The following is a 12,644-nucleotide window of genomic DNA, read 5'->3' as shown; positions in this document are numbered from 1 at the left end:
CGCTCACCTGGGGGTCCGCCGGACGCGGGAGCGGCCTTCGTCTGATCCTGTGCTCCGACCAAGGTGCACGTGACCACGACGAAGGCCGTGAGGGTGAGTCTGCTGCCTGATGCTGTCCGGAGAAAAGCGTTCGCGGAAGCGTCACGCTTCCGGGGCGAGTTCTACGAGTGTCTGACCGCTCGGCGCGACGCATTGTTCGAGCTGGTGGACGCGGTGCTGTGTGCGGACGGGGCGGTGAAGTCTCCGGTGGACTTGACGTTGTTGCCCGAGCATCGTCGTGGGCACGGAGCGATGTACGGCGGCCTGAACCAAGGCCGGATCGACGTGGATCGGCTGCGGACGGTGCTGGCAGGGCTGTCGCTGCCACGGTTCGACGGCGGGCGCCTGGTCCTGGCCGTCGATGTGTCGCCGTGGCTTCGCTCGGACGCGCCGTGCTCGGCCGAGCGGCTGTTCTGCCACGTCCATGGCCGGGCGAAGACGGCGTCGCAGTTCATCCCGGGCTGGCCCTACTCCTTCGTGGCCGTGCTGGAGCCGGGGACCACGTCCTGGACCGCGATCCTGGACACGGTCCGGCTCGGCCCGGTGGACGACGCGACCGCGGTCACCGCCGCCCAGCTCCGGGGGGCGGTGAACGGCTCATCGCCGTCGGCCAGTGGCAGACTGGGGACCCGCATATCGTGATCGACAGCGATGCCGGCTACGACGTCACACGCCTGGCCTGGGTCCTGCGCGATCTGCCGGTCGAGCTGGTCGGCCGGGTCCGCTCCGACCGCGTCATGCGACTGCCGAAGCCGCCTCGTGTCTACGACCCGAAGGGCGGCCGACCGCCCAAGCACGGCCCGGAATTCCGCTTTACCAAGCCGGAGACCTGGCCCGAGCCCGCGATCACCACGGTCACCGACACCACCAAGTACGGCAAAGCCGAAAGCCAGGCATGGGACCGGGTCCACCCCCGGCTCACGCACCGCTCCTCCTGGCTCGACCACGACGGCGAACTGCCTTCGGTCGAAGGGACGTTGACCCGACTGAAGGTCGAGCATCTGTCGAAGGACCGGGACGCTCCGCCGGTGTGGTTATGGTCCTCCAAGACCGGTGCCACCCCGGACGACGTGGACCGCTCCTGGCAGGCATTCCTCCGCCGCTTCGACCTGGAGCACACATTCCGCTTCGCGAAGCAAACCCTCGGCTGGACCACCCCGGAACTCCGAACACCCAAAGCGGCGGACCGCTGGACCTGGATCCTCATCGTCGCCCACACCCAGCTCCGGCTCGCCCGGCCGCTGGCCGCAGACCTCCGCCGGCCCTGGGAGAAACCCACCACCTCCGACCGGCTCCCCCCGGCCCGGGTCCGCCGGGGTTCAGGAACATCCGCGCCCACCTCGCCTGCCCGGCCCATGTTCCCAAACCCCGGGGCGCCGGTCCCGGACGGCCACCCGGCGCCAAGAACAAGCACCGGGCACCCCGCTACGACGTCGGCAAGACCGTCAAGCGCCCCGAAACCCTCAAGGCCATCGGCAAGCCCGTTAAGATCTTGGTAGACAAAGAGCAAGGTCAGTGCCTGTTTCTGTACCTCGTATCAGCAGGTCAAGAGCCGCTAGATCGAAATGGGAACTCTGTTCAAGTGTTCGGGGAGCGGTCACCACGACTGTTCCCGAACGGGAACCGCTGCGGCTGCTGTGGCTCGGGTGAAAGAAGGCGGCTACCGTATTCTGCCCGCGTGGACGGTACGGATGAGTTGAGGAGTCTTCCCGGCTGGCGGGTGCTCGTCGTCGGGGGCGCGTCGGGGATGGGGAAGACCGGTGTGGGGCGGGCATTGGCACGACGGTACGGCGTACCCGTCGTGGAGGTCGACGACATCGTGGAGGCCTTGCTCGCGGTGACATTGCCTGAGCACCTGCCGGAGGTCCACTTCTGGCGCACTCACCCGGAGGCCGCCCGCCAGACGCCCGAGTCGGTGGTCGAGCGGCAGATCGCGATCGCCCAGGTGCTGGCGCCAGCGCTCGAGGCGGTGGTGGCCAATCATGTGGGCACCGACACCCCGGTGATCCTGGAAGGGGACTACGTCCTGCCCAGACCGACGACGCCCGAAGGTCTGGTCCGGTCCGTCTTCCTCCACGAGGACGACGAGGGGCAGGTGACGGCCAACTATCTGCGCCGGGAGCCGGAGGCCGGACCGCAGCGCCATCGCGCACGTGTCAGCGTGCTGTACGGCCGGTGGCTCGCCGCACAGGCGCGGGCGGCCGATGTGCCGGTCGTCGCTCCACGTCCGTGGGAGGACCTGGCCAGGCGTGTCGCCGAGACGGTGGAGGACGCCTCTACGCAGACCGTGGCGTCAACCCGAACCACGGCTACCCAGAGCCTTCCGAAGAGCCCGGGCCCTGGGCCGGACCGTGGCCAGGATGCGGTGAACGGTGAACGACACCTCCGCCCTGCGCTTCGCCTTGGGCCAGCGGTTGGCGGTGCAGCGCCAGTCCTCCGCCGTGCGCCGCTCGACGCCGATGTCGTCTGCGAAGATCTGTAACGACTCCGCCACGGTGACAGGTCATCCGTGCCTCTCGGCATCGACCCGCCCACCGGCCGCATCGGCTCGATCGCCAAAGCCATGTCACCCAAGGAGAACTGCGCGCGGGCGACCTGAGTGATCAGCTCCCTCGCCTGCGCGACGAGCTCCTCGTAACGCTGCCGGGTGACGTTCCCGACCCGCTCCTTCACCTCGGCCATCACGACCACCGCCCTCGCGGGGGCCGGCCCGGCCACCCAGGACGTGTCCGGTCAACAGGGGGCACCGGCCCCAGTCCCGTCCACCCTCGCGCGCCCCCGCCCGGCGCAGGCAGAGCGCGCGCCGGCAGCACTGGAAGCACTCGAGCCGACAGGGCAACGCTGTGCGGGATTAGAGGGGGTGAGGGGAGAAGCGAGGCGTTCGCCTATGGCGTTTCCGTAGCACCCCCGCGTGACGCCTGCCGCTGACGGCAGGCCCGCACCCGGCAGCGGCCCGAGCAATACACCGCCGACCTTGCCCGCTCCACTCCCACCGTCCACGACCGGCCACACACCGGACACTCCGCCTGCTCACCACGCTGTATCGCAGCCACCCGCAACCTGGTCCGACGCAGCCTTCGCCACCGCCGTGACCTGCAACGACCCGAACAGAACACCGCGGCCGCCGCCATCGCCACCGGCAACGGATCACCGCACTCCCGGCAATACCGCCGAGCTGCCCCGCCACCCCCCACGCAACAGATCATCCAGCCGTACGCACCCCACGACCAGAGTTCAAAGACAACTACTCAGCTTGTTTTTTATGGTCCGGGACCTGAGCCGCTGACCGTTCGTGCCGATTGCTACGGTTATGGGCTGTGACTGAGCTGCTCCCTGAGTTCCCATACCACCCCGACCCCGTCGCCACGGGCGTGATCGTGCCTTCTGGCATGGCCTGCATCTGCTGTGGGCGGGAGCGGGGGTATGTCTACAGGGGCCCGGTCTACGCCGCCGATGAGCTCGGGTACCGGCTGTGCCCGTGGTGCATCGCGGACGGCAGCGCCGCCGAACGGTTCGACGCGCACTTCACAGCGGGAACGTGCCTGGGCGATGACGTGTCCCTGGAGATCTTCGCAGCGGTCGACCAACGCACCCCGGGGTTCACCGCATTGCAGGAGCCCCAGTGGTTCTTCCACTGCGGCGACGGCGCCGCCTTCCTCGGCCCGGTTGGGTCCGCCAAACTCGCGGCTTATCCCGAAGTGCTGGAGATGTTGCGGCGGGAGGCGAACGGCTGGGGCTGGCCGTCGGACCAGGTCGAGCACTTCCTCGGCGCGCTGGACAGGGACGGTGAGGCGACGGCGTATCTCTTCCAGTGCCGGGTCTGCGCAGCCCACCTCGCATACACCGACTTCGCATAAGCCCAGCAAGCGAGTCGAACGACGCCCCGAACGGTGTCACCCACCTGGGAGTTCGGTCTACGCGGACGGCGGTCTCGGCGTGATCCTGCGTGCTGTCCAGAGCGCGCTGTCCACCAAGTCCATCGGAACCAAGACCGCCAGGGGTGAGTCTGCTGCAGCACGAGGCCCGGGAGGAGGCATTCGACTTCGCGTCCCACTTTCGGGAGGACCTCTACGCCTGTCTGACCCGGCGCGGTGACACTCTGTTCGAGTTGTGCGACGCGATGCTCTGCGAGGACGGCCCGGTGACCTCGCCGGTCGATCTGACCCTGCTGGCCGAACACCGTCGTGGGCACGGCGCGTTGTACGACGCGCTCAACCAGGGCCGCATCGAGGCGGACAGGCTGCGCAAGGCGTTGGCGATGCTGCCCCAGCTCAAGGCCGCTGACGGGCGCCTGGTCCTGGCCGTTGATGTCTCCGCGTGGCTGCGGCCCGACGCGCCGACCAGCCCCAACCGGCTGTTCTGCCATGTCTACGGACGCTCGGGACGCTCCAGCGACCAATTTACCCCCGGGTGGCCGTACTCCTTCGTCGCCGCACTGGAGACCGGCCGCACGTCGTGGTGCCAGCTGCTCGACGCGCTCCGGCTCGGCCCAGACGACGACGTCGCCGAAGTCACCGCCGCCCAGGTTCGCCGCGTGGTCACCGATCTGATTGGCCAGGGCCAGTGGGAGGACGGCGACCTGGACATCCTCGTCGTCTTCGACGCCGGCTACGACGCCCCGCGCATGGCCCAGCTCCTCAACGGCCTCCCCATCGAAGTACTCGGGCGGATGCGCTCGGTCCGTGTCATGCGACGGCCCACATCCACGCTCAAGGAGTACGCCCTGTCCTACCCCCAGGGCGGGCGACCGCCGAAGCACGGCAAGGAGTTCCGCTTCGCCAAGCTCGGCACCTGGGGCACCCCGGACGCGGCGACAGTGCAAGTCACCGACCGCTACGGCACCGCCCAGGCGATGGCCTGGGACCGCATCCACCCCCGGCTCACCACCCGCAGCGCCTGGATCGACCACGACGGCGAACTCCCCGTCATCGAGGGCACCCTCATCCGCCTCCAGGTCGACCACCTGCCCGGCGGCCAGGACCCACCGCCCCTCTGGCTGTGGTCCTCCAACACCGGCATAACCAGCCCAGACGTCGACCTGCGGTGGCAAGCATTCTTGAGGCGCTTCGATCTTGAACATACTTTTCGTTTTGTAAAGCAGACGCTCGGCTGGACCCGCCCCAGGCTCCGCAGCCCCGAGGCTGCGGACCGGTGGACATGGCTCGTGATCGCGGCGCACACCCAGCTCCGCCTCACCCGCGAGGCCGCCGCCGATCTCCGCCGCCCCTGGGAGAAACCGGCCGAGCCCACCCGGCTCACCCCGGCCCGCGTCCGCCGCGGGTTCAGGAACCTCCGCCCCCACCTGCACAGTCCGGCCCGTGCGCCCAAACCATCAACTCCCGGCCCAGGACGCCCACTTGGCTCGAAGAGCCGGCGCCCCGCCACCCGATACGACGTGGGCAACTCAACCAGACGCCCCAAAAGCATCGCCGAACGTAATCAACTCAAAGCTCATAAACCATAAAAACAAGCTCAGCGCAGCGTTGCAGTCAGGGGCGCACGGGCGCGCATCGCGTTCTCATAGATGGACCTTTCCCGGAGCGACATCGACAGCGGTCGCCGGAAGCTAACCCGCCGCCGTAGCCCACCGGACAGAAGACACGATCACCCAGCGCGGCGGTCCGGGCTCGGCACACCAAAAGTTTTGAATGGGTTAAAGGAATGGGTAAAATTTGAGGATAAAGGCTGCTACGGTGGGGTGCGGAAGGAGACCGACATGGCGTCCGAGGAAGAGCTGTTCGCGAACATCGACGCGTTGCTGGAGGAGGAGCCGCAGCTCCCGCCGCCGGCGGAGCGCGCCCGGCTGCGTGAGGCCGCCGGCATCACCCAGGCCCGTCTCGCGGTCGCGTTGAAGACGTCGACGCAGACGGTGAAGAACTACGAGAACGGCCGCTCCGAGCCGAAGTCGCCGCGCCTGGAGGCCTACCAGCGGCTGCTGAAGGGGTGGGCGGCGAAGTACCCCGCCCACGGCGCCCCCGCCGTGCCCGCCCCGGTCCCGGCCGTTGCCCCGCAGCCGGAAGTGCCCGAGGCGTTCAACGGCCCGGCCGCCTCAAAGGAGCAGAAGAGCGCCGCGCCGGTTCAGGCTCCTGCCGCCCCGGCCGCGCCCGAGCGTCCCGCCCGTCCGGCCGCCCGCCCGGCGGCGTCGTCCCGGCGTCCGGCGGTGAAGAAGGCCGCCGCGCCCGCTGTCGACCCGTGCTTCCCCCACGGTCCGCTCGCCGTCCTCGACGGCGACGGCTCCGCGTACGGCGTCGACGGCATCGTGCTGGACTGCCCGGCGACCACCGTGGTGGAGCTGGTGGAGTGGACGCTGCGCGAGTCCGGCCTCGGTGCCCCGAAGCTCCACCGGTACGGCAAGGACTCCGACCCGCTGATTGTGCTCACGGCCGCGGCTGCGGTGAAGCTCGGGCTGCCCGAGCGCCTGGAGGGCCACGAGCAGCGCCGCTCCCTGCGCCTGCCGGACGACCACCCGGTCGTCAAGCAAGTCGCCAAGGCCAAGTGGCAGCTCACCCAGCGCGGTTTCGGCCCGTGGGCACGCATCTACCGCAAGGCCCAGGGCCGTGACCGGCAGTGCGTGCAGCTGGCGATCCTGTCGTGGGACGCCCTCGACGAGCGGTCATGGCCCGGCGTCGCCGAGATGGAGTCGGCCGACATCGCCCGCGTCCTCGGCGTCTACGCCCGGCGGGTCATCACCCCGCGCGGCTCGACGGCCGTCTCGGGCCTGGAGCTGATGACGGCGCTGCGCCCGCCGACGAAGCCGAAGCGCGACGACCAGACCGGGAACTGGGTGTCCGGCCACAACCCGGGCAGCTTGGGGACGGAGCCGATGGACCCGGCGCCGCCGGAGGCGACCGTGGAGCACCCGGTCGTGGTGAACTCCGGCTGGACCGGCGGGTTCCTGAACGAGGAGGCGTACCAGTGGGTCCGGCCGGTGGACCTGCTCACCGACGACGAGTGCCTGCTCCCCTACGCCGTGGGCCTCGACCTCAACACGGCCTTCCTCGCCGCCGCGGCGAGGCTCACGGTCGGCCTGTCCGAGCCCGAGCACTTCGTACGGCCGCAGTTCTACCCGAAGGTGCCCGGCGCATGGCTGGTGGACCTCTCCCACGTGGAGCTGGACGCGCGCCTGCCGAGCCCGTTCACGCCGGACGGCTCCCGTCCGACGGGCCCGGCCTGGTATCAGACGCACACCGTCGCCTATGCCCAGGAGCTCGGCTACAACGTGGAGCCGATCGAGGCGTACCTGCGGCGGGAGACCGGCGCGTACCTGGACCCGTGGCACGACCGGCTCAAGAACGCCTACGTGGACACCCTCGCCGACCTCGGCGTCACCAAGGACCTGTCGGACGCGGAGTTCCTGGCGGCGATGGAGCGGCACAAGCAGGTCGACCCGGCGATGGCGGCCGTCCTGGCGGCCATCAAGGCCACGGTGAAGGGCGGTGTCGGCAAGCTGCGCGAGCGCCCGCAGGGCAAGCACTACAAGGCGGGGGAGCGGTGGCCGGCCCTGGAACGGCCGACCTGGCGCCCGGACATCCGCGCCGCGGTCATCTCCAAGGCCCGGGTCAACATGCACCGCAAGATGCTGAAGATGGCGGAGTTCACCGGCCTGTTCCCGCTGGCGGTGCTCTCCGACTGCGTCGTCTACCCCGCGCCCAGCCCGAGCCCGCTGGACTTCCTCCCATACGCGGAGTCCGGCAAGCCCATCCCTGGTGCCTTCCGCCTCGGGCCCACGCCGGGTCTGGCCAAGCTGGAGGGCGTCCAGGAGATGCTCTGGGCGATCGACCTGATGGAGAAGGGCCTCAGCCCCGCCAGACACATCAAGGGCGGCGACGCCGTCCTGGACGAAGGAGAGTAAGCCGTGGGGGAGATCGAGGATGCGATCGAGCGTGCCGACCGGGAGGCGTTCACCAAGCAGCCGCCCAAGACCCTCAAGGGCCAGATCGGCTTCCTGATCAGGCAGTTCGGCAGCGCGAAGGCCGTCGCGGCGGAGATCGGCGTCACCGCCGACTCCGTGAACCGCTACCGGCGCGGCGCCCGCAAACACCCCCGCACCGACGTCGCCGCGAAGATCGACGACGCCGTGCGGCAGCGGTGGCAGCCGCGGGTGCGCAAGCGCCGGCAGAAGAAGGCCGCCACCAGCACCGGGATCACCGTGGAGACCAGGGCCCGCTTCGGCTACACCGCACCTGTCGGCACGACCGACGACGGCCGCTTCCGCCGCCTCACCGTGCACCTCCCCCCGCAGTACGCACAGCGCCTCTTCAACGCCCGCGACGCCGGTGCCAGCGACCAGCAGATGCGCGGAATCATCGCCGAGGGATTCAAGGAGGTCTATTTCCAGGACGGCGGCGCCCGCGCTATGGGACTGTCGGGCGTGGAAATCAGCGATATCGATTACCTGGACCTCGACTACTGAATTCGGAGTCTTTCAGTAGCCACTTGGGCGGCAACGCGTATCCACCCATATCCACCGCGCGCAGGCCCGGTCCTGGCAAACCCCGGCAAGGTCATGGCGCCCGTGCCGCGCCGCCCACCACGCTGGTCCCCGGCATCGGATCACCGGAGAACAGGGGGCGTGGGCATGACGACGGCGGACAACGTGGTGGCGGGCGACGACGACGTCCAGGCGGTGCGCCGCTGGGTGCGGCTTTCGTGCACCGAGCCGGGCACCCATCTGCCCGCGCTGGCCGAGATCGCGGCGGACCTCCGCCTGCCGACGGCCGTGGTCCGCTCCGCACTGGAGCAGCTCGCCACCGAAGGGATGGTGACCCCGCACGAGGGCTACCGGCTCTACAGCGTCGGCACGACGACTCCAACCGAGCGCGCTTCCCGGCTGATGCGCACCGCGCTCCACCGCAGCTACGAGCCCGGCGAACGGTTCATGAACCGCGACGAGATCACCCGGGTGTTCGACATCGGCGGCAAGGAGGCCGCGGTCGCCGTACGCCAGCTGATGTCCGAAGGGCTGCTGACCGGGCCGCGGGGGCAGTACGTCAACGCGTTCAGCCCGGAGCAGCAGCGCCGGCGCGTGAAACAGCTGCGCGAGCGCGCCAGCGACCTGCGCCGCGAGGCCCTCGAACTGATGAGAACAGCGCGGAAGATCGAGCAGGAGCTGCCTGCCGGCGGCGACGCCCAGGCGACGTAGCCAGCCCTCGGCGCGGGCCTGCGGCGGTGTCACGCACCTGGTGTCACGTCAGCGCAAGTCTGTGAGGTCTGTGAGCCTCATACCCCGTTTCCCTAGGTCAGCGAGGTGAAGCTGTGAGGTTGTGAGGCTGTGAGGTGCCTCGCCGAAGCGCGCGGCCGCCTGACCGGCACGGCCCCCCTTGCGTCGCCCCGTCGGGGGAACGGTTCCGTATGGGTGACAGGCGGCTACCTCGCGTGGGTGACATGTTGTCAGAGCCAGTTCGTAGCGTCCGGCCGTGACGACTCCCACCGCCTGCGGGCGGTGCCTCCTCAAGGCGGTGACCTTCGGATGAGCCTCACCTCCGGACTGCACAGTCCCCGTACTCCGCTGCGCCGGTTCCTGGATCGCGAACTGTCAGCCGGCCCCAAGCTGCTGCGCGAGTCCTTCCGCGCCCAGCACCGCACCGACACCCTGCTCCTGCCACCGCCCGGAGTCGGCACCGAGGCCGGCACCGTGGGCACGGCCATCGACCAGCGGCTGCGGCTGGCGTTCACCACAACCGCCCCCGTCGACCTGGCCACCGAGGCCGGGATCGACCTCACCGGCGGCATCGGCCGGGGGGCGGGCCTGCGGATGCGCGCGATCGGAGGCGAACTCGCCGCGCGCTTGGCCGAGACCGCGCACCGACTGAGCCTCGACAACCGCGCGTTGTCGATGGACCGCGCCCACGACGAAGAAGAGGACCTGGCCCGGATGCTGCTCGCCGCAGCCTGGTACCAGGTGATGGCCCGAAACCCGTACGGCTTCACCTGCACCCCGCTGTACCTCACCGCGCTCGAGGATCCTGACGGCTTCACCCTCGACCGGCTCCTGCAGCTCCCCAACCAGGACATGGTCGACGACGTCGTCCACCAGCTCTACCTGGCCACCACCGGCCCCCTGGAAGCACTCCGCGCCCGCACACGGCCCCAGGACTGCCTCGGCGGGCCCACGTTCCCCGGCGTGGACATCACCGCCGACGCGGACCTCGTGGTCCACGGCCTGCTGCTCGACTTCAAGAGCACCAAGCACCCCTTCGCACGAGGGCTGTCCCAGCAGACCGCGAACCAGCTGATCGGCTACCTGCTCCTCGACACCGCCGACCGCTACCGGATCGACACGCTAGGCCTCTACCTCACCCGCTCCGGCGTCCTCGCCAGCTGGCCCGCGGAGGAGTACCTCGACCTGCTCGGCACCTGCCGCCGCGACCTGACCGAGCTGCGCACCGTCGTCACCGAGCTTCTCGCCGGCTGCCAGGCCGACGCCATTCCGTACAGCCAGGAAGAAGAACAGCAGGCCCGCGAGCTGTTGGAGCGCCTGGCCCCAGTCATCGCTGCTGGCCACTGCGCCACCTGCGCCCAGCCCCTCCCCAGTTCCACCGGTCGGCCCCGCAAGTTTTGCAACCCTCGGTGCCGCGCCCGCGAACAAACCCTGCGCCGCAAGGGCCTGCTCCCCGGCGCTCTCACGCCGGTACTGCCGCGCCTAAGGACGGCCTCCCCGGAACCCGCCGAAGACTGGCAGGTTGTAAGCCTCACACCCCGTTTCCGCAGGTAGACACGGTGAGCGCGAGCCTGTGAGCCCGGACTCGCGGCTTTCGTGCGCCCCTGGTGCGGCCCGCCGACCCGCAGGACGATGGTGTCGTGGGCGAGCAGACCGGGGACCAGGAGCACAACGCCGAACCGGCGCGGCCGCCGCTGAACGCGGCCTGCGCCCGAAAGATGACGGCCGGGCTGCGCGAGGCGATGGACGACGTCCGGCGCTCCGTGGCGGTGCTCGCCGCCCGGGTCCGCGACGCGCACGCCGCCCGCGTCTGGCTTCCCCTGGGGCACAGCAGATGGAAGTCGTACTGCGCCGCGGAGTTCGGCATCAGCCGCGCGCAGGCGTACCGGCTCCTGGACGTCGCCCGCTCCCTGGCCGCGATCCACGGCGCGGTCACCGCCGGCACCGAGACGTCTCGCACGCGAGACAGCGACCCGGCCGCCGCGGACGCGCTCGACTACGGCCTGTCCCAGCGCGCCCTGATTGCCGTCTCCAGCCGCGCGGAGGACGTCGCGGAGCTGATCACCCGCCGACTCGCCACGCTCGCCCACAGCGGCCTCCAGGCCCTCGATGAGGCCACGTGCGCGCCGTGGTCCGCCAGGCCGTCCGCGACGTCCGCACCGCCCCGCCCCCGCCGCCCGCCGATCCACCGGCGGACCCGACCGTCGCCGCGCTGCGCCGCGTCGCCGACGACCTCGCCGCCAGCACCCACGCGATCGGGGAGCTGGTGCTCGAAATCGCCCCGGCCTACCTCTCCGACACCGAGGCCGCCGACATCCTGGCGCTGCTGTGCGACGAGACGGTGGGCAACGGCCTCGCTGCCCGCCGCTACGCGATGTCCGGCGACCGCCGCGCCCTGCACGGTCATTCTCTGACCACGTACGGGCTGACGGACGGCCGAGCGCAGCATTTGCATGCCGAAGACGAAAGGGGATCCATCATGGACCTGAGTCATGATGCGGGGCGCCGGACGGGCAAGTGGATCACCGGCGCGGATGGATGGAAGAGCGCGCCGAAAGCGTGCGAAAGAGACTCGGGTACGGGGCTGGGCTGCGCCGGGGCGCTGTTACGCCGGCGGAAGCGGCTACGGCGGCTGCCTTGACGGAAAAGCTCAAACTCCCGCCAGTACTCATCCCATGCGCTCAGAGAGAGACGGCGTAGGACATGACCAGGCATCGGCTGGTACTGGCCGGCAGCCGAAGTGGTTGTCGACACCCGCGGGGTATCGCGGATGCCCAGGGAAGCTTTGACGGCTTCGCGCCGTGCCGTAGCGAGGTCGAGATCGGGGAAGTACTCGCTTCGTGGACTGGATGACGGCGAGATCGCGCGGCACCTGGTGAGCACGTGAGCCTCGGTAACCCTGTAGTTGGGATGTGCTGGGGACAGCCATGCGCGCGTGACAGCGCCTCCTTGCCGGTGCGCTTCAGTACGCAGCGCTTCGAGGCGGGAGCGCGGTTGTCCAGTGGAGCCGATCTTCACGTACGTAACAGCACCAGTGATCGCGAGCACATAGACGTGCCCGGTGCCTTCCAGCGCCTGCCTGGGCACCTGGTGCGCCTTGAAGAAGTGCAATAACCAGCTGCGCGGATCGTTGTGTACCAGTTCGAGCATGTTTCACCCCTTGGTTTCGGCTGTAACAGTGGATCAAAAGGGGCTGACAGCAGATGCTGACCTGGCATTCTCCCTCGCGTAGTGAGTGAGCGGCTTCGGCTGCTGTGGTTTTGTTCCGCTCCTCCAGAACAAGCCGGTTCACCTAGTACTCCAGTCAGAGATCGTTGCCTGAGCTGGTCGGTTTCGTTGTCCTAGGCGTGGTGGGGGTGGACGAGGCCGGCCTGTGGGCGGCTGAGCTGGAGTCGGTGTTCGCGCGGGTGGCGGGCCGGTTCTCGCGTGTGGATCTGCGGTGGCG

Annotated in this window: 9 protein-coding genes and 1 pseudogene; 9 read left to right on the top strand and 1 reads right to left on the bottom strand. The window is 69.6% G+C overall.

The window, feature by feature from the left end; translation table 11 throughout:
• Nucleotides 1-93 precede the first annotated feature (93 nt).
• The 9 genes and pseudogenes from IE330_RS26445 to IE330_RS39230 all read left to right on the top strand — a co-directional run.
• Nucleotides 94-1,507 (top strand): annotated as a pseudogene (locus IE330_RS26445) (NF041680 family putative transposase); the annotation flags it as partial.
• A 210-nt stretch (nt 1,508-1,717) separates the two neighbouring features.
• Nucleotides 1,718-2,521 carry a hypothetical protein gene (locus tag IE330_RS26440; protein WP_229925942.1) on the top strand — a complete coding sequence of 268 codons (804 nt, stop codon included), beginning with the start codon at nt 1,718-1,720 and terminating at the stop codon, nt 2,519-2,521.
• Between the two features lie 835 nt (nt 2,522-3,356).
• Complete coding sequence (locus IE330_RS26435) at nt 3,357-3,896, top strand: CbrC family protein (protein WP_190138630.1); 540 nt, start codon at nt 3,357-3,359, stop codon at nt 3,894-3,896.
• Nucleotides 3,897-4,039: 143 nt separating this feature from the next.
• On the top strand, nt 4,040-5,503 hold the full coding sequence (locus IE330_RS26430; RefSeq protein ID WP_190138629.1) for an NF041680 family putative transposase: 1,464 nt from the start codon (nt 4,040-4,042) through the stop codon (nt 5,501-5,503).
• Between the two features lie 252 nt (nt 5,504-5,755).
• Complete coding sequence (gene tap, locus IE330_RS26425) at nt 5,756-7,891, top strand: telomere-associated protein Tap (protein WP_190138628.1); 2,136 nt, start codon at nt 5,756-5,758, stop codon at nt 7,889-7,891.
• A gap of 3 nt (nt 7,892-7,894) precedes the next feature.
• On the top strand, nt 7,895-8,452 hold the full coding sequence (tpg, locus tag IE330_RS26420) for a telomere-protecting terminal protein Tpg (RefSeq protein ID WP_190138627.1): 558 nt from the start codon (nt 7,895-7,897) through the stop codon (nt 8,450-8,452).
• A 165-nt stretch (nt 8,453-8,617) separates the two neighbouring features.
• Nucleotides 8,618-9,181 (top strand): GntR family transcriptional regulator, encoded by a 564-nt coding sequence (locus IE330_RS26415; protein ID WP_190138626.1) that lies wholly within the window; start codon nt 8,618-8,620, stop codon nt 9,179-9,181.
• Between the two features lie 327 nt (nt 9,182-9,508).
• Entirely contained in the window at nt 9,509-10,753 is a 1,245-nt protein-coding gene (locus IE330_RS26410) for a hypothetical protein (RefSeq protein ID WP_190138625.1), read from the top strand.
• Between the two features lie 86 nt (nt 10,754-10,839).
• Entirely contained in the window at nt 10,840-11,613 is a 774-nt protein-coding gene (locus IE330_RS39230; protein WP_229925941.1) for a hypothetical protein, read from the top strand.
• A gap of 76 nt (nt 11,614-11,689) precedes the next feature.
• Here IE330_RS39230 and IE330_RS26400 read toward each other — a convergent pair whose 3' ends face one another.
• The gene (locus IE330_RS26400) at nt 11,690-12,349 is read right to left on the bottom strand and encodes a hypothetical protein (RefSeq protein WP_190138624.1); all 660 of its coding nucleotides are present in this window, start codon (nt 12,347-12,349) and stop codon (nt 11,690-11,692) included.
• Nucleotides 12,350-12,644: the final 295 nt, after the last annotated feature.

The organism is Streptomyces longispororuber (assembly GCF_014656095.1).
GTDB lineage: Bacteria > Actinomycetota > Actinomycetes > Streptomycetales > Streptomycetaceae > Streptomyces > Streptomyces longispororuber.
The sequence above is the reverse complement of the archived record's forward strand: the minus strand, read 5'-3'. Positions and strand labels throughout refer to the sequence as shown.

Bases quoted from the DNA above. Each gene is read 5' to 3' on its own strand.
- tap (WP_190138628.1), top strand. From the start codon at position 5,756: ATGGCGTCCGAGGAAGAGCTGTTCGCGAACATCGACGCGTTGCTGGAG.
- IE330_RS26415 (WP_190138626.1), top strand. From the start codon at position 8,618: ATGACGACGGCGGACAACGTGGTGGCGGGCGACGACGACGTCCAGGCG.
- IE330_RS26410 (WP_190138625.1), top strand. From the start codon at position 9,509: ATGAGCCTCACCTCCGGACTGCACAGTCCCCGTACTCCGCTGCGCCGG.
- IE330_RS26400 (WP_190138624.1), bottom strand. From the start codon at position 12,349: ATGCTCGAACTGGTACACAACGATCCGCGCAGCTGGTTATTGCACTTC.